Raw genomic sequence first — 22,710 nt, forward strand, 5'->3', positions numbered from 1 at the left:
CGCACCACTCTTGTAAATGACTTTGGCACTGTTGACAACAGGGTTGTTTACCCTACTCTTCAATTGGTGGCGCTGTCACCGGAAATCTGTTGCAGGCAAAGGAGGAAGGTCATGCTTTACTTCATCAAGCACAATACCATCCACACCTACCCGGTAGCCAAGGGATGTGCAGCTGTCCGCGAGCAGGAGCAGTTGCGCGACACGGTGCCGTACGAGGTGCAGGAGTGCCCCTACTGTATGAAGGTCTGGCCGGGCAAGAAGGAAGAGTGAGGCTGGAAAGGATAGGAGCCGAAGGCAGGAATGAGAAAAGGCCGCTTCCCTTGGGAGAGCGGCCTTTTCCGTTGATGGTGATCCCAAGGGGACTTGAACCCCTGTTACCGACGTGAAAGGCCGGTGTCCTAACCACTAGACGATGGGACCGAATTGTTGCATCCCGTCCCGTCAGGGCTGGGGGGCTGTCGCAAGGCCCAGTCAAGCGACAGTGAAGAAAGGGTGGTGAGCCGCGTTGGGATCGAACCAACGACCACCTGATTAAAAGTCAGGTGCTCTACCAACTGAGCTAGCGGCTCGCTTAAGCTTTGTGCCGAGGCACAAGCGCTGTTTGTTTGAGTGGCGTCCCCAGCCGGATTTGAACCGGCGTCGCCGCCGTGAAAGGGCGGTGTCCTGGGCCGGGCTAGACGATGGGGACGTGGTGAGCCGCGTTGGGATCGAACCAACGACCACCTGATTAAAAGTCAGGTGCTCTACCAACTGAGCTAGCGGCTCAAACAGTGCAGCGAAGCAAGAACAACCTTATAGCAAATCGATTTCTGCCAGTCAACACTTTTTATTAAAAAATCAGACGCGCTCGAACGGGTTCCTGAGCACGATGGTTTCGCTGCGGCGCGGGCCTACCGAAACCAGAACCACCGGGGCGCCGGAGAGCGCCTCGACGCGCTTCACGTAGTCCTGGGCGTTCTTGGGCAGCTCGGCGATGCTCTTGGCGCCGGTGATGTCCTCGCTCCAGCCGGGGAGTTCCTCGTACACCGGGGTGCACTGCTCCATCACCTCGAGGCTGGCCGGGATCTCGTCCAGGATCTGATCCTGGTACTTGTAGCCGGTGCAGACCTTGATGGTGTCAAGGCCGGTGAGGACGTCGAGCTTGGTGATGGCGATGCCGGAGAGGCCGTTCACGCGCACCGCGTAGCGGGCTACCAGGGCGTCGAACCAGCCGCAGCGACGCGGACGGCCGGTGGTGGAGCCGAACTCGCGGCCGGCCTGGCGCAGCGCCTCGCCGGTCTCGTCGAGGAGCTCGGTCGGGAACGGGCCGCTCCCCACGCGGGTGGCGTAGGCCTTGGAGATGCCGATTACCTCGTGGATCTCCCTCGGGGAGACGCCGCTCCCCGTGCAGGCGCCGCCTGAGCAGGTGGAGGAGGAGGTGACGTACGGGTAGGTGCCGTGGTCGACGTCGAGCAGGGTGCCCTGGGCGCCTTCGAATAGCAGGCTCTTGCCCGCCTTGATGTCCTTGTGCAGGATGAGCGAGGTGTCGGCCGCGTACTTTCTCAGCGTCTCCGCGTACCCCATGTACTCGGTATAGATCTCCTCGAAGGTGAAGGGCTGGTCGCCCAGGAGCTGGGTGAGGATCAGGTTCTTCTCGTCGAGCACCTCCTTCACCTTGCGGGTGAAGGCCTTCTCGTCCAGAAGGTCCATGAGGCGGATGCCCCTGCGGCCGATCTTGTCCTCGTAGGCGGGGCCGATGCCGCGGCCGGTGGTGCCGATCTTCTTGGCGCCGGAGTTCCTTTCGCGGGCGATGTCGATCCGCTTGTGGTACGGCATGATGATGTGCAGCGCCTCTGAGAGAAGCAGCATGCTGTCATCTTTCAGGTAGCCGTTGCTCTTGAGACGGGTGATCTCCATGATGAAGACTTCCGGGTCGAGCACGACGCCGTTGCCGATCACGCAGCGCTTCCCCTCGTGCAGGATGCCGGACGGGATCAGGTGCAGGATGACCTTCTCGTCGCCCACCACCAGCGTGTGGCCGGCGTTGTTGCCGCCCTGGTAACGTACCACGTCGTCGGCGTACTCCGTATAGATGTCGACGACCTTGCCTTTGCCCTCATCGCCCCACTGGGCACCAATTACAACGACGTTAGCCATGATTCTCCCCTTGCAGATCGAATTTCAAATCGAGTCCCTTATCGAACAACTCCTGCTTGCCCACGGTTATGGCGCGACGGTCGGCGACCCTGACCAGGTAAAGCTGGTCGGCCGCGCACTGTTCGGCACCGATCACCAAAAGCATCCGGATGTCCATCTTCTTCGCGTACTCAAGCGAGCTCTCGAAGTCGCGCTTGATGATGTCCCTGGCGCAGGTGAAGCCGAGGCTTCTCAGTTTCTGCGCCACTTCCAGCGCCTCGCGGCGCTCGTCTTTCCTGTTGAAGACCAGGAAGTCGCGGCTGCTGGATGCCTCGACCTCCGGCCGCTTGGCCATGCTGGCCAAAAGAGCGAGGATGTTGAAGGCGAACCCGGTGGCGTGCGCCGGGTAGCCGTACTTGGCGGTGAGGTCGTCGTAGCGCCCGCCGCTGCAGACCGCCTCGCCGATACCGGGGACGAACCCCTCGAAGGTGATGCCGGTGTGGTAGTCAAGGCCGCGGATCTCGCCCAGGTCGATGGTGAGGTGGTCCGCGACGCCGTAGATGTCGAGGATCTCCACCACCTGGGTGATGTTCTCCAGGGCCTTGCGCGAACGCTCGTTGCCGGCGATGCGGGCGGCTTCCTTGAGCACCTCGCGGCCGCCGTAGAGCCTCGGGAGGAGCGCGATCTCTTCCTTGACCCGGTCGGGAGCGCCGGCCGCCTCCAGGATGGAGCGCACGGCGGTCACTTCCTTCTTGCTGATCGCTTCCTGCAGCTGCCGCTGCACCTCGCGGGAGAGCCCGGAGGCGTCCATGATGCCGCGGTAGAAATCCACCTGCCCGAGGTCGATCTTGAAACCGGTGAAGCCGAGGTTCTTGAGAACCTCCACGGCCATTGCCACCATCTCGGCGTCCGCCTCGGGCGAATTGAGGCCGATCAGCTCGACGCCGGACTGGAAGATCTCGCGGCTCCTGCCTGACTGCATCTGCGCCTGCCTGAGCACGCGGCCGGAATAATAGATGCGGTGGGGCAGGGGAAGCGAGTGCATCCTGGTGGCGACGATGCGCGCAACCTGCGGCGTGATGTCGGGCGGGATGGCCAACAGTCTTCCGGTCTGGCGGTCGTCGAAGCGGAAGGTCTTGCTGCGCAGTTCGTCGCCCATGCCGAGGGCCAGTACGTCCTCGAACTCGAGCAGCGGGGTGATCATACGCCGGAAGCCCCAGAGTTCGAAGACTCGGTGGATGCTGTCGGCGATGAAGGTGATCTTGTCGGCAGTTTCCGGGAGAAAATCGCTTACCCCTTTGGGGAGGGGCGCTTCAATGCATGCGGGGTTGGTCACGGGTCGTCCTAACGTCCGGGGGTACCGGCAGTCCGGCAAAAGGTGGCAAAAAACGAGGAATCGTAACAGTATGGCGGGGGGAAGTCAAGACATTCCCCCCGCCTTCAGGCTATTCGATGCCGAGCAGCCGCACCACGGAGCCACCCTTGCCCCCGAAGGTATCCTTCTGGGCCACCTCGAGCAGGACCAGTTCCTTGGAGGCCGGGTTGTAGGAGTAGTCGGCCAGGTAGTTCTGGCTCTGCTTGGTGCGCCACTTCTCCTCCAGGGAGGAGCCGTTCCAGGCGAAGTTCACCACGGAGTACTTCGAGTAGGAGCGCAGGTTCCCCAGTACGAAGAAGCCAGAGTTCTGCGGCACCAGGATCTCCCCCTTCTCGGTCACCGTGATGCGCTGCTCGATGAAGCGGGTGCGGAACGGGGTCATGTTGGTTCTCTCGTTCTCCCAGTCCCTGCGCTGGAAGTAGGTCTCGGAGCCGCCGAACTTGTCGGAGCTTCTCCAGAGTTCCTCGCCGGTGTCGGAGTAAACCAGGAGGTAGCCGCTGTCGCTGAAGGTGGCCAGGTAGCTCTTGCCGGACTGGTCGCGGAACAGGTTGAAGTTGAAGATGTTGGCGAAGCGCGGCATCTTGATCGGGTTGCTGAGCTTCACCCCCTTGTCGACGATGCTCGCCTCGTAGACGTCGCCGTAGAAGTCGTCGTTGCGCCCCATCTGCTGGGCGTAGAGTTTCTTGGCGCCGCCGTAGGGGGCGATGGTGCGGAACATGTAGGGGATGTCCTCGGCGACCACCTTCAGCGTGTCGTTCTGCAGGGCATAGATCCTGGAGGAGATGCTCTCGCGGTCCATGATGGTCACGAACACCAGGACCCGTCCGTTGGCCTCCGGTCCCATGGCGTCCAACGCCAGTATCTTCATGCGGTCGGGGAGGATGACCTCGGTGACCAGATCAAGCTTCCCGCCGGGACGGTACAGGTGGATGCCCTTGTCGTCGGCGGTCACGAAGTCCTTGGTGCCCCAGGTGGCGACGCCGCTGTACACGCCGGGAAGGCGCTGGCTGATCCAGCCGGCGGTTGCCTCGCTGCGCACGATCTCGGAGGAAGCAGGCGCCTTGATCACCTCCTGGGCGACCGACGGCCTCACGATGTCGGCGCGCGGGGCCTTGGCGGGCGCCTCGGGGAGCGCTGCCGCTGCGGGCTGGAACTGCTTGACGATGTCCCCCTTTAGTTTGCCGGAAACCTTGCCCACGGCGGGAATGAGCACGTCCATGCTCTCGCCCTGTTCGAAGGCGGTGCCAAGCTGCTTGCCAGCGGCGCTTTTGGCGATGGCGTCCAGGCTGAACATTTTACCCAGCGTGGTGTAGCTGCCCGAGACGATGACATCGGCCTCGGCGGGGGTGTCGACGGTCACGATGCCGTCGCCGGCCAGGCGCGTAGCCAGCAGGCGCTGCAGGGTGTTTTTCAGGTTGCCGTTGTCGGCGGGGGAGACGGTGAATTCGGCGATATAGGCGCGGATGGTTGAGGCTGAGGCCGCAGCGGCCGCCAGCAGCGTGCCCAGGAGAATCAGGGTCGCGACGAGTGATCTTTTCATTGATTGCTCCGCTTTTCGGTGGGGATTTAAGACGCCGAATTATCGCAGAGCGGTCCTCATTAGTCAAACGGTTTCAGCTGCCGCGGAGGCGCTTTCAGCGCAGTTTCCGGCAGGATGCTCCCACAAAAAAAGCGGACCGTCGGTCCGCCTCTTTTTTCGGCTCATCCCGGGCAGGCAGAGGTGTCAGCGCCCGGGTTTTTCCATGTCCCGGAGCATCTCCTGGGTTTCAGCGAGTTTCTGGCGCAGCTGTTTAAGTTCCTGCGGGGTGTAGACCCTGGTTCCCTTTTGGATCTCCTTGTCCAGGCGCTGCATCCGCGTGAAGATGTCGTCGACCTGGTCCTTGCATTTTTGCGACAAGAGCAGGCACTCGTCCTTCTCGGCCGGTGTCTGCTCGGCGTACACGCCCGTGCTGGTCGCCATCAACAAAGCTCCCGTAACTACCAGTATCGCCCTTTTCATGGTCCGCTCCTTTACCGACGGGTCTCTTGTGGCCGTTGCGCTTTGGCGGGACGCTGCCTGTTAGCTGTCAGGCCTTTCCAGGTTGCGCAGGATGTCATCCGCTTCCTTGAGCTTGTCCTGCAGTTTTCTCAGTTCCTGGGGGCTGTAGACCCTGGTTCCCTTCTGGATCTCCTTGTTCAGCTTATGGATGCGCTGCTGAATGTCGTCGACCTGGTTCATGCAGTTTCGCGACGCCAACAGGCATTCGTCCTTCTGGTCCGCCGCTGTCTGGGCGTAAGCCGGTACCGAAGACAGCATAAAAAGGCCTGCAGCCAGCATCATTGCCATCTTTCTCATACGTTAGCTCCTTTTGGTAAGGTGATTAGAAAGGCATAATGATTGAACCATAGAAGGTCTTCTTGTCAACACGGCGGTGAAAAATCCTTTGAAGCAGGCGGGGACTGGCTCAGCTGTTTGATGAGCCATTGCGGGGGGAGGCTCGATGGATGTCACAGAGGCGGAAAGAGGGGCGGGGCGGCACAGGCACCCGAGACGTTGAAAAAAACAAGCCGGAGAGTCGCCCCTCCGGCTTGCTGATTCAGCTGTTTGCGCTCCCGCCATGAGGCGGCGGGACAGGATGTTTAGAACGCGTAGCTCAGCTGCACGTTGAACAGGTACGGGTTGTCAGCGTCGGCGGTCTGAGCGTAGCCTGCGATCCTGTCGGCAGTGGTTTTGCTGCTCAGGGCGTCGCCGAGGAAGACGTAAGCGGCAGCAACGCTGGCGCTCAGGTTGTCGTAGATCTTGTAGCCGACCTGGGCGTTGACCTCGGTGCCGAGGGACTTCTTCTCGGTGCCGCGCGCCTCTGCGGTCCTCAGGTAGCCAACGTTGGCGTTGTAGAAGGTCTTGCCCATGGCGCCCTCGTAGCCGCCGAAGACGCCGATGGCGCCGCGGCCGCCAACGGTCAGGTCGTTGCCGGTGAGGGAGGTGGAGGTGTTGATAGCCTGGTTCGGGCGAACGAGGATCCACATGTTAGCCGGGTTGAAGTAGGTGGTGCTGGCAGCGATGGTCTGGAATGCGTTGTTGTTGGTGCCGCCCTTGTCGCCGGAGAGGTAGAAGCCGGAGAGGTTGACAGCGCCCGGGCCGGTCTTGACCTTGGCTACAGCACCAGCCATGTAAGCGCTGATGTCTTTAGCCGAGTTCTGATCGCCCCACTGATAGGCGGCGAACGGCTTGATGTTGGCCGGACCGACGTTGAGGTCAGCGTTGACGCCGACCATGTGCAGCAGTTCGTATGCCGGAGCGAGGCCGGTGTCGTTCTGCACGTTGTAGTAGGTGGCGCCTACGGTGATGTCCTTGTTGACGGCGAACTTGCCGTCGGCGACGATCAGGTCGGCAGTGAACTGGCCCGGGCCGGTCTTGTCGTTGGCGAGGGTGTTGTCGTCGAAGCGGAACCAGCCGAGCTGGCCGGTGAAGTTGTCGACCTTCTTGGTGCCGATGGCGCCGGTCATGTCGGCGAGCAGGAAGAGGCTGCCGTAGGCATCGGCCCAGGGCTGCATACCAACCTTGAAGTTGGCGCCGGTAGCCGGCTCGTTGAAGTCGAGGTAGATGTTCTTGGTCTCAAGGGTGAGGGAGTCGGCATCGAGCTGGCCGCCGTCGTTGCCGGTGGTGCCCTTGTAGCTGGAGGTACCGGTGTGGCTGTTTGCGATGCCGCCGAAACGGGTGTCGAGTTCGAAGTGGGTGACGAGCTTCAGGTTGTCGTTGGCTTTGGCGATGTACATGATGCGGGCGCGCTGCTCGGCGAAGAAGCCGGAGTGTGCATCCTTACGGAGGATATCCCCAGTGTCGCCGCCGGCGAGGGCGTTGGTCTGGTAGCCCATGAATTTGAACATACCGTGGAACTCGTTCTCCAGCGCCATTGCCGGAACGGCGGTTGCTGCGCTCAGAGCGCTGACTGCTGCGAATGCAAGCAATTTCTTTTGAAAGCTCATCGTCTACCTCCTGGTTTGTTTGTTACAACGCGATTGAAGTTCCTGCTGTACTGTCAATTCGCCACACGGCGAAGGCGCAGTCTCACTATAAAGAAAGAGCTCTTGAGTCAGCCGCTGCTAATGAACAGGGTGAAGTCAAGAGCTCCTCTTCGTGGTCCTCGGGCTGTTTTGAGTCAGCAATGATTGTCTCCTCGACATTTGCGTAGAAGGTCACGCAGATCAGCCTGTACAGCCTATCCCAATGAGCAAACCGGTGTTATATAAATCTGAGGCCACTATATTATTTTTCAAACAAATGTCAACAGAAAAAAACTACACTCATTAGATACAGGAAGGCGCATGTTTTAGTGACTGTCCTCGTGCGATTCACACAGTTCGGTGAGGACGCCGTTGCTGCTCTTGGGATGAAGGAAGGCGATGCGCGCCCCGTGAGCGCCATTTCTGGGGGTGGCGTCGATCATCCTGGTGCCCCCGGCGATGAGTCTGGCGATGGTGGCTTCGATGTCCTTCACTCCGTACGCCACGTGGTGCACCCCCGGGCCGTTTTTCTCGAGGAACTTGGCGACGGGACTGTCCGGGGAAGTCGGTTCCAGAAGTTCTATCTTGGATTCTCCTATGGAGAGAAAGGCGACTTTCACTAACTGGCTAGGTACTTCTTCGATGCCGGAGAAGTTCATCCCCAGCGTGTCCCTATAGAATGGGATTGCTTCTTCGATGGAAGTTACGGCTATACCCAGGTGGTTGATCTTCGTGAGCATGTGCGGTCCTCTGATAGGTGCGTCAAAAGCTATCTGACGGTGACAGATAATATCGAAGAATCATCAAAATGCAAGCAACGGTAATGAAAAAGTTACGTTACGGGCAGGTGACAATTCGTGAAGAAACTCTATGACAAAGTGTAGAGGGATGTGATGCGGCAAGTTGATATGCTGTGACCGAAACAGTACTGCCGTTGAAAAGAACGAAGCTTTGCGATGTTACGGTTCCTGCCGGAACGAACTGCGCCGTTCCGGCAGGAACTTGCCGCGTCGTATTTTAAAGCACCACGGTTTCGCGGTGCACGCCGAAGACGCCGCGCATGACGTTGGCGATCTCGCCCAGGGTGGCGTAGCTTTTCACCGCGTCGAGGATGTACGGCATGAGGTTGTCGGTACCCTTGGCCGCCTGTTCCAGCGCCTTGAGCGTCTTCTCCACCTGGGCGCTGTCGCGCTTGGCCTTCATGGCGGTGAGGGCCTCCTTCTGCTTCACCTCGACCTCGTCGGTGACCTTGAGGAGCCCCTGGGGAGCGCCCTCCTCGACAGTGAACTTGTTCACGCCGACGATGATGGTCTCGTCCTTCTCGATGGAGCGCTGGTAGGCGTAGGCGGAATCCTGGATCTCCTTTTGCTGGAAGCCGCGGGAGATCGCCTCGACCGCGCCGCCCAGCGAGTCGATCTTCTCGATGTAGGCCATCGCCTGTTGCTCGATCTGGTCGGTGAGCGACTCGACCAGGAAGGAACCGGCCAGGGGGTCGATGGAGTCGGCGACGCCGGACTCGTAGGCGATTACCTGCTGGGTCCTGAGCGCGATGCGCACCGACTCCTCGGTGGGAAGCGCCAGCGCCTCGTCGCGGGAGTTGGTGTGCAGCGACTGGGTGCCCCCAAGGACCGCGGCCAGCGCCTGCAGGGTGACGCGCATGATGTTGTTGTCGGGCTGCTGTGCGGTCAGGGTGCAGCCGGCGGTCTGGGTGTGGAAGCGCAGCATCTGGGAACGCGGGTCCTTCGCCTTGAAGCGCTCGCGCATGATGCGGGACCACATGCGGCGGGCGGCGCGGAACTTGGCAACCTCCTCCAGGAGGTTGTTGTGGGCGTTGAAGAAGAAGGCGAGCCGCGGCGCGAACTCGTCCACGTCAAGACCGGCCTTGACCGCCGCCTCGACGTAGGCGATGCCGTCGGCAAGGGTGAAGGCCACTTCCTGCACCGCGGACGAGCCCGCCTCGCGGATGTGGTAGCCGGAGATGGAGATGGTGTTCCACTTGGGGACGTTGTCCTTGCAGTAGGCGAAGATGTCGGTGATGATGCGCATCGACTCCTTGGGGGGGTAGATGTAGGTGCCGCGCGCCATGTACTCCTTGAGGATGTCGTTTTGGATGGTGCCCGAGATCTTGTCCGGGGTCACCCCCTGCTTCTCGGCCACCGCGATGTACATGGCGAGCAGGATGGACGCCGTGGAGTTGATGGTCATCGAGGTGGAGACCTTGTCCAGCGGGATGCCGTCGAAGAGGACTTCCATGTCCGCCAGGGAGTCGATGGCGACCCCGACCTTGCCCACCTCGCCGCGGCTCATGGAGGCGTCGGAGTCGTAGCCCATCTGGGTCGGGAGGTCGAAGGCGATGGAGAGGCCGGTCTGGCCGGCGGAAAGCAGGTACTTGTAGCGCTCGTTGGACTCCGCCGCGTTGCCGAAGCCGGCGTACTGACGCATGGTCCAGAACCTGCCACGGTACATGGTCGGCTGCACCCCGCGGGTGAACGGGAACTGACCCGGGAAGCCCAGGTTCTCCTCGTAGCCCGGGTAGTCGAACTGCGGCGCGTAACAACGCTCGAGTTCGTTGTCGGAGCTTGTTTTAAAAGAGCTCCTGCGCTCCGGCGCCTTGGCCATGCTCTTCTCTACGGTTGCCTGCCATGCCTGTTTCTTTTCAGAAATGCTCATGTTGCTCTCCTGGCGGTACAAAGTTGTGATAACAGAATGAAGCTTGCGAAAGACGTCTTTTGTTTACGCTAAATTTTCGTGAAAGTGAATTATTTTTTCTTAACCGTGCTGCCGAGATGCTGCCGAATGGAGAGTCGGCGTTGTTCTATTTTTATAATGCTGATTTAAATCAAAGCTACTACGTAAAAACAGTATGTTAGTGACGCAGTCTCGCCCCGGGGTGTTTTGCCGTGTTTTATTTTCGCGGCAAATTTTAAAATCCCGATTTGTCATACAAAACAGTAAAAACCGGATAACATAATGTTTTACCAGCGCTTTTGCGGATTTTTCACTTGTAAAACAACTGCGGCGCCCATATATTTCTTGGCGACCAAAAAAATCATGAGCGCCCCGCAGAGGGCAAGAGGAGAACCCCAGATGCAATGCCCGGTATGTAAGAACCACGAACAAAACGCCATGGACCTTCGCTCCGGCGCCTTCAACGAGGACTTGAAGGAATGCCCCACCTGCGGCACCACCTGGTCCGTCAACCACGGCATGATGGCCATCGTCAAGGATCCGCTGGCCGACTCGTTCCTGGAGGCTCTCTCCTCCGACAACATCTGCTTCGCCGCGGCATAGGCGGCCCGAAAAAAAACAACTGACCCTGCCTCGTGGGCGGGGTCAGCGGATGATCAGAGGGCTCCGGATAGCGACATCCGGAGCCCTTTTCGCGTCCTGCCTTAGAGGACCGCCTTCAGGTAGTCGGAGGTGACGGCGCGCTTCTCCTTCTCCACGGCGTTCACGTCGACTTCGACGAACTTCTCGTCCGGGGTGACCTTGAAGAGCGGCTGACCTTTCGAGACGATGGTGCCGTCGCCCGAGGTGACCAGGATCTTGTCGATGGTCCCGGCGAAGGGCGCGTACACCTTGTTGAACATCTTCATGACCTCGATGATGTAGAGCGGCTGCCCCTTCTCGAAGTGCATCCCCTCGCTGACGAAGGGGGGCATGCCCGGGGCTTCCTGCCCGTAGTACATGCCGCCGCAGGCGGCGACGATCTCGTCGGCCTTGGTGGCCGGCGGCGGGACCAGGATCTTCTTCATGCGGGCCTGCAGCTCGGGATCGTTCAGGTACTCGGGGATGGTGATCTCCAGGTCTTCCTCGACGCGCAGATCCCAGAACTTGGTGTTCTGCCCCACCAGGAACAGCATGCCCAGGAGCTCGAGGCCCGCCTCGTAGCCGAAGTGGGCGGAGCGGATCTGCTGCCAGGTGTCGGCGTCGAAGCCACCCTGCGGCTCCTCCTTGTTCACGATCTCGTTCAGCGTGAAGTACTCGTCGCGGGCGAGACCGAAGTGCTCGCGCAGGGTCTTGGAGAAACTAAGCGCCTGCTGCAAGAGCTCGTTGTCGTGGCTCCAGATGATTTCGGCGGCCGGCTTGTGCGGCCTGTGGTTCATGTGCAGGTACTCGTAGGTCTCGTTCAGGACACCCACCGGGTTTCTCAGCCAGACCACCTTGCCGTTGTCGATCCTGAAGTTCTTGGTGTTGATGGAGAGCCAGCCGGAGAGCAGGTGCGGGTCGCCCAGGAGTCGCTCGATGGGACGGATGATCAGGGTCCCCTTGCGGTCCAGAAGCGAAGCCATGTTCTTGGATTCCTTGGCCTGGACCTCGGGCTCGGCGTACGCCTCGGCGACACGCTTGGCGTAGTGCTTCTTCATCTGCAGGAAGGCGTAGACCGGGTCGAGCTTGTTGGCCTCTTCCTTGAGCGTTCCCACCAGGGTCAGGTAGGGAACCACGAAGCGGGTGGTGGGCTTCGCCATCACGTTCCTGCCCAGGAACCAGTTCACCAGGCCGTAGTGGAACTCAAGGTTGGTGGCGAGGTCGGAGCCGCGCAGGGTGGTGGCGCGCAGCACCTCGGACATCTTGTCGTAGCTCGTTTTCCTGTCCTCGCCGGTGGTGAGCAGGAGCGCGATGTTGGAGTCATAGGCGCCGGCCACCTTGTATTTCATGAAGATGCCGGTGTCGGGGTTCAGCATGCTGATCCCCTGGTCGTCGCGGATCTCCCCCTCGATCGGCTTGGACCAGTAGCGGATCATGCCGCCGGCGTGCGGCGAGAGGGAGGCGTCGGTTGCGTTCAGACGCGCCTCGACGGCCGCGTTCATCCGGACGAAACGCTGCGGCTTGGGAACCCGTTTCCGGTGCCGGGCAAGGATGGCCATCGCCTCGACCAGGCTCTCCACCACGAAGAAGTCGTTCGGGTCCTCCGGGTTGACGAACTTGAGCGCGTAGCAGAGCTCGGTGACGCGGTGCTCCACCTGGATCCTCGTGTTGACCTCCATGAAGTAGTGGCGGTCGCGGTCCACGATGCACTCGAAGGTGGAGGCGGAGTCAAGACCTACCGCCTTGCCGAAGCGCTCGGATTCCTCCTCCATCCTCTTCAGGACCTTGAGGTCGCTCTCGAGGGCCTTCACCTCGGCCTTGCGGCCGGCGGCCTTGGCCTCCTCGATGGCGGTCATGAGCCCTTCCTGGGTCACCGACACCTCGAGGAGCTTCTGCTCGTGCATCTGCAGGGAGCAGTCGCGGCCGCCCAGGGCGATGCACCAGTCGCCGTTACCCAAGAGCTGGATCTCGTTGTGCCTGGTCTGCTCGATGTTGAGCTCGACCAGGACGTTCTTGTTGTCGCCCACGCCGTTGGCCTTCACCTCGTTGAGGATCTCGCGCACCAGGCCCGGGGCCTCGGAAGCCGCCTTGGCGATATCGGCATCGGAGGCGTTCTTCTTGTTCAGCAGATCGGCCCCCAAGAGGCGCTGCCCCTTGCCGCCGCCGCCGCCGATGGCTTTGAGGCGGACGCGGGACTGCGGGTGCTTCTTCAGCATGGCGGCGCACTCGGCCTCGACCTGGGCGCAGAGCTCCTCGATGGAGAAGAGGTCGATCCCCTTGTTGTAGGAGGCGTACAGAATGTGGTCGGCGAGGTCCTCCAGGGAGAGCTTCTCGTCGGCGAGCACCTTGGCGTCGCACTCGAGCCCGTCGGAGGCCACCAGGGCCAGGAGCTTCTCGCGGCTGCCGTGCTTTTTCACCAGGGTGCGGGCGGTGACGTTGTCGATACCGGGGGTGACCGAGACGTTGACCGAGAGGGCGGTACGCTTCGCCTCGTCCTTCTTGCCGGCGCCGGTCTGGGTGGCGGCGCAGGGGCCGATGAAATTCAGCCCCGCCTTCTCGATGGCGCCGACGAACTCGTCGTCCTCGGCCATGAAGCCGTAGCCGGCGAAGATGGCGTTGTAGCCGTTATCGAGCGCGATGCCGATGATCTGGTGGATGCGCTCGACGCGCTCCTCCTTGCTGGCGCCGGTGTAGTCGGGCACGCGGTGCACGCGGGTGGAGTCGGTCAGGGTGCGCAGCTCCGGGGCGAGCGCGTTCGGGTAGACGATGGAGTCCTTCTCGGAGAGGAGGATGCCGTAGTGGGTGATCCCCATCTCCTGGTAGACGTCCATGGCCTCCTTGCGGATCGGTCCGCGGCAGACGATGAGCGGCTTGAGATCCTCGCAGGCGAAGGAGCGGACCCAGGCGGAGGGCGACAGGGAAAGCCTGCGGTCCCGGTGGATCATCGGGTTCTTGGTGTATTGGTCGGACGTGTGTGCCATCGATTTCATCTCCGTTACGTTATAAAGCGCGGACGAGGGGCGGGCACCCTGGCGCGCCAGCGCGCCCTGCCCGAATCCAGCCGTCTCGGGAGCCAGGCTCCCCCCCTGCGCGATTCCAATTCCCATATCAGTAGTCGCCATTAGTGGAACTCCCTTTGTACGGACTGCATCGGGCCCGGTTTGTAGTGACGCAGGAAGAAGTTGATGTTCTCACCGAGCACCTTCCTCAGGTCGGTCGGCATGACCAGCGAGGAGATGGAGCCCAGGGAGAGGGCCTCTTTCGGGTTCATCAGCTCTTTCTCGTAGCGGCTGTTGAGGAGCGCCTCCTCGGCCTTGAGCCAGTCGGCGGCCTCCTTCTCGGCGTCGGCCTTGGCGAGCTCCGGCTTGACGCCGGCTTCGACCCTCTCCTGGGTGCCGCGCTTGACGCGCTCGATGACGGCGTTCCTGATCTTTCTCAGTTCGTCCTTGTAGACGAACTCCTTGCCTGCCGGCCCCATGACCGCGAGGCGGGTGGTGGGGAGGGCGAGCACCAGGTCGGCGCCGGTCGGGTAGTTGTTGTAGGAGGCGTAGGCGCCGCCGTAGGCGTTCCTGAGGATCAGCAGGATGCGCGGGGTGCGGATGTCGACGATGGAGTCGAGCATGGCGCGGCCGGCCTGGACGATGCCGCGGGCCTCCTGCTCGCGACCCGGGAGGAAGCCGGTGGTGTCCTCCATGAAGATCATCGGGATGTTGTAGATGTTGCAGAAGCGGTTGAAGCGGGCGATCTTGTAGGCCGCGTCGCAGTCGATCTGGCCGGAGTCGACGGCGGAGTTGTTGGCGACGAAGCCGACCACGTTGCCGCCCAGGCGGCCGAAGGCGGTGACGACGTTGCGGGCGCGGTCCCGCTGCATCTCGAAGTAGTCGCCGTGGTCGCAGATCTGCTGGATGATGATGGAGACGTCGAACGGCGTGTTGAAGCCGGTCGGGGAGTTGAAGGCCTTCTTGAGGAGCGTGTTGATCTCCCAGGTCTTACGGTCCAAAGGATCGCTGGTCTCCTGGTAGGGGGCCATCACGGAGTTGTTGTCCGGGATGTAGTTGAGCAGCATGATCGCGGTCCTGAGCGCCCCGACCTCGTCCTCGACGGTCAGGTCGGCGACGCCGGACTGCCCGTGCACCTTGGGTCCGCCGAGATCTTCCGGGGTGACGTCCTCGCCGAGCACGCTTTTCACGACGCCCGGGCCGGTGAGGCCGAAGAAGGTGTCCTTGGGCTGAATCACGAAGCTCCCCTGGCGCGGCAGGTAGGAGCCGCCGCCGGCGTTGAAGCCGAACATGCACATGATGGAGGGAACCACGCCGGAGATCTTCCTGAGCGCGGTGAAGGCCTCGGCGTAGCCGTCCAGGCCGCCCACGCCCGCCGGAACGAAGGCGCCCGCGGAGTCGTTCATGCCGATGACCGGGATCCCCTTCTCGCCCGCCATGTAGAAGAGGCGGGCCAGCTTGTTGCCGTTGGTGGCGTCCATGGAGCCGGCGCGCACGGTGAAATCGTGGCCGTACACCGCGACGTCGCGGCCGTGGATGTTCAGGATGCCGGTCACCAGCGAGGCGCCGTCCAGGTTCTTGCCCCAGTTCTGGAACAGGATGTTGGGCTCGGCCTCGGTCAGGACGCGGATCCTTTCCCAAACGGTCATGCGCTTTTTAAAGTGCTGTTTCTCGATCTGGTCGATGCTCACCGACTTGATGGGGCGCTGGATCAGGTCGTAACCTTCCTTCATCGCCTCTTCGTAGCCGCCCGTGGCGCGGGAAATCTCGCCGGGGATGTTGAACTCGACCTTCTCCGCTACGTCAAACGGATTCTTCAATGAGGGCTTGATCATTTTATTCGACATTGTTGGCATCCTTCCGGGCTGTGGGATTTTGCATCTGTTTGGGGGGTGCTGCGAAGTTCATCTACTTCCTCCTGGCGTTGATATTAAAAAACTGTTACGAAAGTTCGTCAGTTATCGAAAACGTCAACCTCCGGACGGTGAAAAACGCCGTTCCTTGTGGAGGATTTTTTTAGTCTCCCTTAAAGCGGAGGGCAAGGAGACGGTGTCCGCCGGCTGCCGAGGTATGCGGGGTCCTGGGGGCGCCGGAGGGTAGATGCTGCTCTATTGCAGGTATTTAGCGAATCTGAAGGGGGTGTGACGCTAAGAGAGGTACGTTTTGGCCGGGCAGGTGGATCTTCCTTAGTCTATCGAACAGTTCCCGAAATTTCATTTTGGCTAAATGAGATTTCGGGCTGATTTAACCTGGCCTGGGTGCGCCGCAACGGCTAATGAGACTTAGTAAAACGAACTATTGTTTTACTTTTTAGGCGCGTACCTTTCATAAGGTTTTGCTTGGCTTTTGTCAATAAGAAAAAGAATGTATACAGGCAAACTGTCGGAAATACGTAGGGTTCTAAAGTGGGGCTAAAAAGGAGGGGGGAGGGGGCTGACAGGGGTTTCCTGTCAGCGCCTGATTTTGCGGGCCAGAAGCTCGACGGTATGCAATACCCTCGTTTTATCTCCTGCCTGTTTTAGGCCGTCGGAGAGCTGCATGATGCAGCCGGGGCAGCCGGTGACCACGGCGTCGGCGCCGGTGTCGATGATCGCCTTGCTCTTGCCGGCGTTGATGTCGAGGGAGCTCTCGTAGTGGTAGACGTTGAAGGTGCCGCCCAGTCCGCAGCAGCGGTCGGCCCCTTCCATCTCCACCAGGTCGAGCCCGGGGGTCTCCTTGAGCAGGGCGCGCGGCTGCTTCGCGATGCCGGCGGTCCTGTGGTGGCAGGGGTCGTGGTAGGTGACGCGCAAACGCTGGCCGGTGCCGGTCTCTTCCGGGTGCAGTCCCAGCTTCTGCAAGAGGACCGCCGCATCCACCGTTTTATCCGCGACCGCCTGGAGCCGCGCCTTCAGTTCCGGGTTCCGCTTCCCTATCACCAGCGGGTAGAGCTTGTGCAGCGCGCCGCCGCAGGTGGCGCAGGCGGTCATCACGTAATCCGCCTCATGTTTCTCGATGGCGGCAAGGTTCTGCTCGGCCAGTTCGCGCACCGTCTCCAGGTCGCCGCCGGACATGCCGGGCAGGCCACAGCACTGCTGCCCCTGGGGGATGATCACGGTGCACCCCAGGTGTCGGAACAGCGCGAGCGTCGCTTCGCCGATCTCGGTATAGACGAAGTTGGTCATGCAGCCGACGAAGAAGACTATCGTGGGCTTGCCCGGCTCCCCCTTGATGATTTCGGGATGCCGTTTCATAAACGGCTTCTTGGCGATCTGCGGGATGTGACGGCTGCCGCCGATGAACGGCATCGGGAAACGGAGCCTGAGGCCGGAGGTGCTGGGGACCTTTCTGAAGAAGATGGGGCCGAGCACCGCGGCGGCGAGAGCGCCGAAGTTCATCAGCTTGCGGTTTCTGATCACCTGGCCCACGGCCTTGTGGAAGGTGGTGAGGCCGCGCCGCTGCGCCAGGGCCTCGCGGGCCGCGATGACGATCTCGTCGGTGGGGACCTGGTTCGGGCACTTGTCCACGCAGCTGCCGCACAAAAGGCATTTGGACATGGCCGAGTAGGTGCCGTCGTCGAGGGTGATGTCACCTTTCACCAGGTGCTGGGCCAGGGCCACCTTGCCGCGCGCCGTGGCCGGCTCGCGCTGGAAGGTGCCGAAGGCGGGGCAGTTGGCGCGGCAGGCGCCGCACTTGACGCATTTCTTCATCTCTTGAGCTACCCGCTCGAGCGGGTCGATGTGCTTCTTGGTCATGCCTTGGTCTCTTTCTAAAAGCAATGGGAGCTATGGGAGGTCTGGGAATGATGGGAGCCCCATAGCCGATCGTCCATTGTGGGTTGTCAATTGCCGTTACGGCAGCATCTTGCCGGGGTTCAGGATGTTGTTCGGGTCCAGGGCGGCCTTGATGGATTTCATGGCGGCTATCTGGGCGGCGTTCAACTCCAGGGGAATGTAGGGCTGCTTGGCAAGGCCGACGCCGTGCTCGCCGGACATGGTGCCTCCGAGGTCGAGCGCCGCCTGGAACACTTCCTTGATCGCCTCGTGCGCCTTCTCCAACTGCCCCGGCACGCTCTTGTCGATCATGATGTTGACGTGGATGTTGCCGTCGCCGGCATGACCGAAGTTGACGATGGGGATGTCGTAGCGCTTCTGGATCACCTCGATGCGCCGGATCACGTCGGGCACCTTGCTCCTTGGGACCACGATGTCCTCGTTGAACTTGTCCGGGTTCACGTCGCGCAACGACGGCGACACCAGGCGCCGCACCCGCCAGAGCTCCTCGCTCTCGGCGGCGTCCTTGGCCACCCGGAACTGCACCAGCCCCAGCGGTTCGATCAGCTTGTGGATCTGGCCCGCCTGCTTCTCGATCAGGTCGCGGTCGCCGTCCACCTCGATCAGGAGCACCGCCCGCGCGCTTTCCGGCATGCCGAGGTTGAAGCGGCGCTCGACGCAGGTAAGGGTGGCGTGGTCCATGAACTCAAGGGTGGTCGGGATGATCTTGTTCTTGATGATGGTGGAAACCGCGCGTGCCGCGCCGTCGATGGAATCGAACACGGTGAGCATGGTCTTCTTCGAGTCGGGGTAGGGGAGGAGCTTGAAGATGATCTTGGTGATGATCCCGAGCGTCCCCTCTGAGCCGCACAGGAGCTTGGTCAGGTCGTAGCCGACCACGCCCTTCACGGTCTCGCCCCCGGTGCGGATGATGGCGCCGGTCGGCAGCACCACCTCGAGCCCCATCACGAAGTCCTTGGTGACGCCGTACTTGACCGCACGCGGGCCACCGGCGCACTCGGCGACGTTGCCCCCCAGGGTGGAGAACTTGAGCGACGCGGGATCCGGGGGGTAGAAGAGCCCCAGCTTCTCGACCGCCATCTGGAAGGTCTCGGTCACGACACCCGGCTCCACCTCGGCCACCAGGTTGTCGGTGTCGATCCTGAGGATGCGGTTCATCCGGGTGGTCACCAGCACCACGCCGCCCCCCTTGGGGAGGGCGCCGCCGGTGAAGCCGCTGCCGGCTCCCCGCGGGAAGACCGGGAAGTTCTCCTTGTTGGCGAGCTGCAGGATGCGGGAAACCTGCTCGGCACTGTCCGGGTGTACCACGGCGTCGGGGAGGAACTCCATCTGGGTGGCGTCGTAGCCGTAGCAGATCAGGTCCTGCGCGCCGGTGGCGATATTCTCGGCCCCGACGATGTCGGTGAGTTGCTGAAGGGTGCGTGCGTCTAGCATTCAGTTGTCCTTTCGTTCGTTATCTCTAAGCCTTCATTACCGGCAGCACCGTCCCGCCTTCGGGGATCAGGTAGGCCCGGTAGTCATCGGAAAGCATGGGGGCGGCGAGCGCCAGCGCCTCGTCGAGCGTCGACGCCGGGATCATCCCCATGGTGCGCACCTCTTCCGCCGGGAGCTTGGATACCAGCACGATCCTGAAACGCTCGGCCTTTTCCTTCACCGACCAGGCGGTCTGGCCGTTGATCTCGTAGCGCTTTCGGAGCGCGGACTCCAACTCGGCGCAGGTCTCGTAGCCGAACCAGTTGAAGAAGGTGGCGTTGCCGTAGCCGTCGCGGCATTCGGCGAGGAGGATCATGGCCCCTCCGGGCTTGAGTGCCCGACTGCCGTACTCCATCGACTTGTGGGCCTGGATCAGGTTGATGTCCTTGGGGTACCCCCCGCAGGAGACGATGACCAGGTCCCCCTTCTCGTCGATGGGAGCGGAAAACGTGTCGTTGTAGAAGCGGCACCCGGCCAGGTGCGCGGCCCGCCAATCGCCGGCGAAGGCGGCGATGATCTGCTTGTCCGGGCCGAGCACCGTGTTCAGGATGAAGTCGGGGGCGACCATGCCGCACGCCTCGAGCATCGCTTCGTGCACCGGGTTCCCCTCCAGGCTCCCGGCCACGGCCTTCGGGTGCCTGCCGCTCCCCTCGTCCGGGTTCAACAGCGCGAAGTGGCTCGCCATGCAGCTCTTGCGACTGGAGACGCCGGGGAGGATACTCTTGCGGCCGCCGCCGAAGCCCGCGAAGTAGTGAAAGGTAACGGCGCCGGTGAGGATGACCCGGTCCGCCTCGGTCACCCTGCGGTTCACCTCCACGGGCACGCCGCGCGCGGTGTCGCCGAGGTAGACCAGTGCGCCGGGGTCGTCGCAGTCGTGATCGGTGACCTTGATCCTGCCGTACAGCTCTCCCACGATTTTCTTGTGCTCGGCCGGGGTCTGCTTGCGGTGAATCCCCAGGGCGACGACGATCTCGATGTCCCGGTCCCTGATGCCGATGGAGTTGAGCCGTGAGACCAACAGGGGAAGGTAGACCTCGCTCCCGGTGGGACGGGTGACGTCGGAGGTGACGATGACCACGCGGTCGCCGGGGGCAAAGCTCGCCAGGGAACCGGTGCAGCCGTCGAGCGTGCGCTCGACCAACTCGACCGGCGTTCCCAGCCGCTGGAAGGGGCGGGGGCTCAGCACGGAGAGGAGACGTTCCGGGGGCAGCTGCAGAGGATAGTTGTGATCGCCGCATTTAAGCTCAAGCATCGGGTTATGATACATATTCGACCTCCGATACGCAACTGTTTACCAGATCCTGGTGGCTGGATAAGGAATTGAAGTGACTGGCTTAGATGCTGACATGTCTGCCGGCTGGCACAGAGGAGAGGCGGGCGAATGATTATTCGCCCCTACAGGGATCAGAGGTGCCCCCCCATCGCTCAATAGCGCTGCATCAGGTTCTGTAGGGGGCGACGGATGTACGGCCGTAGCGAAGTATACGGCAGCTTTATAAAAATATTCCAATAAACGGTCTGCCGGAGTATGAATTAGATTGACAAAATGGGGCGTTTTCGATAACAATCACCCGTTTTTATGACTGTGTTGGAAGGCACGCCTTTTTTGAGGCATATCCAAATAGGAGGAATTTTTTCAATGGAACAGTATGCAGTAGTCTTCGCCCTGGTCTGTGCCGCGGCAGCAGTTGCCTACGGCCTCATCTCGGCCCAGTGGATCCTGGGGCTGCCCCAGGGTAACGAGCGGATGAAGCAGATCGCAGCCGCGATCCAGGAAGGCGCCGGCGCCTACATGAAGCGTCAGTACACCATCATCGCGGTGGTGGGCGTTGCCATGTTCGTGGCTCTCTTCGCCTCCCTCGGCTGGATGACCGCAGTCGGCTTCCTGGTCGGCGCCGTGTTCTCCGGTCTCACCGGCTTCATCGGCATGTTCGTGTCGGTGCGCGCCAACGTGAGGACCACCGAGGCTGCCAAGTCCGGCATCCACAAGGCTCTCAACGTCGCCTTCAAGGGCGGCGCCATCACCGGCATGCTGGTCGTCGGTCTGGGCCTTCTGGGCGTGGCTGGCTACTACATGTTCCTGCAGCAGGTTATGCCGGGCGCACCGGTGAAGGATGTTGTCAGCCAGCTGGTCGGCCTCGGCTTCGGCGGCTCGCTGATCTCCATCTTCGCACGTCTGGGCGGCGGTATCTTCACCAAGGGCGCTGACGTCGGCGCCGACCTGGTGGGCAAGGTTGAGGCCGGCATCCCCGAAGACGACCCGCGCAACCCGGCCGTCATCGCGGACAACGTCGGCGACAACGTCGGCGACTGCGCCGGCATGGCCGCCGACCTCTTCGAGACCTACGCCGTGACCCTGATCGCCGCCATGCTGCTGGGCGCCATCAGCTTCGGTAACCCCGGCGCGGTCAGCTACCCGCTGATCCTGGGCGGCATCTCCATCATCGCTTCCATCATCGGTACCTACTTCGTGAAGCTCGGCTCCTCCGGCAAGATCATGGGCGCCCTCTACAAGGGTCTCATCGCTTCCGGCGTGATCGCCTGCATCGCCTTCTACTTCGTGACCGTGCAGATGTTCCCGCAGGGTCTCGCCGAGGCTAACGGCGCGGTGATCTCCTCGACCAACATCTTCATCTCCGCCATCGTCGGTCTGGTCGTTACCGGTGCCATCTTCTGGATCACCGAGTACTACACCTCCACCGAGTTCGCCCCGGTCAAGCACATCGCCGAGGCTTCCAAGACCGGCCACGCCACCAACATCATCGCCGGCCTGGGCATCTCCATGAAGTCCACCGCTCTTCCGGTCATCGTCATCTCCGCGGGCATCATCGTCGCCTCCAACTGCGCCGGTGTGTACGGCATCGCCATCGCCGCCGTCTCCATGCTCTCCCTGACCGGTATCGTCGTCGCCATGGACGCTTACGGCCCGATCACCGACAACGCCGGCGGCATCGCCGAGATGGCCGAGCTGGACGATTCCGTTCGCGCCGTCACCGACCCGCTCGACGCGGTCGGCAACACCACCAAGGCGGTCACCAAGGGCTACGCCATCGGCTCCGCAGGTCTCGCGGCCATCATCCTGTTCACCTCCTATGTCCAGGAGCTGACCATCGCCGACAAGACCTTCTCCCTCTCCGATCCGAAGATCATCGTCGGTCTCTTCATCGGCGGCATGCTCCCCTACTACTTCGCCGCTATGTGCATGGAAGCCGTCGGTAAAGCAGGCGGCGCGGTCGTCGACGAAGTCCGTCGCCAGTTCCGCACCATCGCCGGGATCATGGAAGGCACCGGCAAGCCGGACTACGCTGCCTGCGTCGACATCGTGACCAAGACCGCTCTCAAAGAGATGGTTATCCCGGGCCTCATCCCGATCCTCGCCCCGATCGTCGTCGGCTTCACCCTCGGCCCCAAGGCTCTGGGCGGCGTCATCGTCGGCTCCATCGTCACCGGTATCTTCGTGGCAATCTCCATGACCACCGGCGGCGGCGCTTGGGACAACGCGAAGAAGTACATCGAGGACGGCTACCACGGCGGCAAGGGTAGCGAAGCCCACAAGGCTGCCGTTACCGGCGACACCGTCGGTGACCCGTACAAGGACACCGCCGGCCCGGCGGTCAACCCGATGATCAAGATCATCAACATCGTGTCGCTGCTCATCGTTCCGCTGCTGAACAAGATGTAGCAC

The 22,710-nt window shown here is 61.8% G+C and carries 16 protein-coding genes and 4 tRNA genes; 3 read left to right on the forward strand and 17 right to left on the reverse strand.

The window, feature by feature from the left end; all coding sequences use genetic code 11:
* Positions 1-111: 111 nt before the first annotated feature.
* A complete protein-coding gene (locus tag KOL99_RS14965) occupies positions 112-270 on the forward strand; it encodes a hypothetical protein (RefSeq protein WP_216511280.1) in 159 nt (52 codons plus the stop codon).
* 75 nt (positions 271-345) lie between these two features.
* On the opposite strand, the gene KOL99_RS14970 is transcribed toward KOL99_RS14965, so the two are convergent.
* The 12 genes from KOL99_RS14970 to KOL99_RS15025 form a co-directional block, all read right to left on the reverse strand.
* A tRNA-Glu gene (locus KOL99_RS14970) sits at positions 346-420 on the reverse strand.
* Between the two features lie 73 nt (positions 421-493).
* Positions 494-569, reverse strand: a tRNA-Lys gene (locus KOL99_RS14975).
* 41 nt (positions 570-610) lie between these two features.
* Positions 611-688 (reverse strand) — tRNA-Glu (locus tag KOL99_RS14980).
* A gap of 1 nt (position 689) precedes the next feature.
* Positions 690-765, reverse strand: a tRNA-Lys gene (locus KOL99_RS14985).
* A 72-nt stretch (positions 766-837) separates the two neighbouring features.
* Positions 838-2,136 carry an adenylosuccinate synthase gene (locus tag KOL99_RS14990; protein WP_216511281.1) on the reverse strand — a complete coding sequence of 433 codons (1,299 nt, stop codon included), beginning with the start codon at positions 2,134-2,136 and terminating at the stop codon, positions 838-840.
* Positions 2,129-3,451, reverse strand: coding sequence for an ATP phosphoribosyltransferase regulatory subunit (locus KOL99_RS14995; protein WP_216511282.1), 1,323 nt, complete (start codon positions 3,449-3,451; stop codon positions 2,129-2,131). Before KOL99_RS14995 ends, KOL99_RS14990 begins: the two co-directional genes overlap by 8 nt.
* Before the next feature lie 109 nt (positions 3,452-3,560).
* Positions 3,561-5,030, reverse strand: a complete 1,470-nt coding sequence (locus KOL99_RS15000; RefSeq protein WP_216511283.1) for a hypothetical protein — start codon at positions 5,028-5,030, stop codon at positions 3,561-3,563.
* A 183-nt stretch (positions 5,031-5,213) separates the two neighbouring features.
* Positions 5,214-5,489 (reverse strand): hypothetical protein, encoded by a 276-nt coding sequence (locus tag KOL99_RS15005; protein WP_216511284.1) that lies wholly within the window; start codon positions 5,487-5,489, stop codon positions 5,214-5,216.
* A 60-nt stretch (positions 5,490-5,549) separates the two neighbouring features.
* On the reverse strand, positions 5,550-5,825 hold the full coding sequence (locus KOL99_RS15010; RefSeq protein WP_216511285.1) for a hypothetical protein: 276 nt from the start codon (positions 5,823-5,825) through the stop codon (positions 5,550-5,552).
* 284 nt (positions 5,826-6,109) lie between these two features.
* Positions 6,110-7,456, reverse strand: a complete 1,347-nt coding sequence (locus tag KOL99_RS15015) for a porin (protein WP_216511286.1) — start codon at positions 7,454-7,456, stop codon at positions 6,110-6,112.
* A gap of 344 nt (positions 7,457-7,800) precedes the next feature.
* Positions 7,801-8,214: a methylmalonyl-CoA epimerase gene (mce, locus tag KOL99_RS15020; RefSeq protein ID WP_216511287.1), complete on the reverse strand. Its 414-nt coding sequence runs from the start codon at positions 8,212-8,214 to the stop codon at positions 7,801-7,803.
* Between the two features lie 277 nt (positions 8,215-8,491).
* On the reverse strand, positions 8,492-10,144 hold the full coding sequence (locus KOL99_RS15025; protein WP_216511288.1) for an acyl-CoA mutase large subunit family protein: 1,653 nt from the start codon (positions 10,142-10,144) through the stop codon (positions 8,492-8,494).
* Positions 10,145-10,561: 417 nt separating this feature from the next.
* Here KOL99_RS15025 and KOL99_RS15030 point away from each other — a divergent pair, with 417 nt between their 5' ends.
* Entirely contained in the window at positions 10,562-10,765 is a 204-nt protein-coding gene (locus tag KOL99_RS15030; RefSeq protein WP_216511289.1) for a hypothetical protein, read from the forward strand.
* 101 nt (positions 10,766-10,866) lie between these two features.
* Here KOL99_RS15030 and KOL99_RS15035 read toward each other — a convergent pair whose 3' ends face one another.
* From KOL99_RS15035 to KOL99_RS15055, 5 genes are all read right to left on the reverse strand, one after another.
* Positions 10,867-13,764 carry an ATP-binding protein gene (locus tag KOL99_RS15035; protein WP_216511511.1) on the reverse strand — a complete coding sequence of 966 codons (2,898 nt, stop codon included), beginning with the start codon at positions 13,762-13,764 and terminating at the stop codon, positions 10,867-10,869.
* Positions 13,765-13,904: 140 nt separating this feature from the next.
* The gene (locus tag KOL99_RS15040) at positions 13,905-15,629 is read right to left on the reverse strand and encodes an acyl-CoA carboxylase subunit beta (RefSeq protein WP_216511290.1); all 1,725 of its coding nucleotides are present in this window, start codon (positions 15,627-15,629) and stop codon (positions 13,905-13,907) included.
* Between the two features lie 603 nt (positions 15,630-16,232).
* Positions 16,233-17,513 carry a (Fe-S)-binding protein gene (locus KOL99_RS15045; RefSeq protein ID WP_216511291.1) on the reverse strand — a complete coding sequence of 427 codons (1,281 nt, stop codon included), beginning with the start codon at positions 17,511-17,513 and terminating at the stop codon, positions 16,233-16,235.
* Between the two features lie 96 nt (positions 17,514-17,609).
* Complete coding sequence (locus tag KOL99_RS15050) at positions 17,610-18,986, reverse strand: FAD-binding oxidoreductase (protein WP_216511292.1); 1,377 nt, start codon at positions 18,984-18,986, stop codon at positions 17,610-17,612.
* Positions 18,987-19,011: 25 nt separating this feature from the next.
* Entirely contained in the window at positions 19,012-20,292 is a 1,281-nt protein-coding gene (locus KOL99_RS15055; RefSeq protein ID WP_216511293.1) for a nickel-dependent lactate racemase family protein, read from the reverse strand.
* A gap of 372 nt (positions 20,293-20,664) precedes the next feature.
* On the opposite strand from KOL99_RS15055, the gene KOL99_RS15060 reads away from it, so the two are divergent.
* Entirely contained in the window at positions 20,665-22,707 is a 2,043-nt protein-coding gene (locus KOL99_RS15060) for a sodium-translocating pyrophosphatase (RefSeq protein WP_216511294.1), read from the forward strand.
* Positions 22,708-22,710: the final 3 nt, after the last annotated feature.

The sequence above is a fragment of the Geomonas azotofigens genome, assembly GCF_018919395.1.
In the GTDB taxonomy this organism is placed as follows: domain Bacteria; phylum Desulfobacterota; class Desulfuromonadia; order Geobacterales; family Geobacteraceae; genus Geomonas; species Geomonas azotofigens.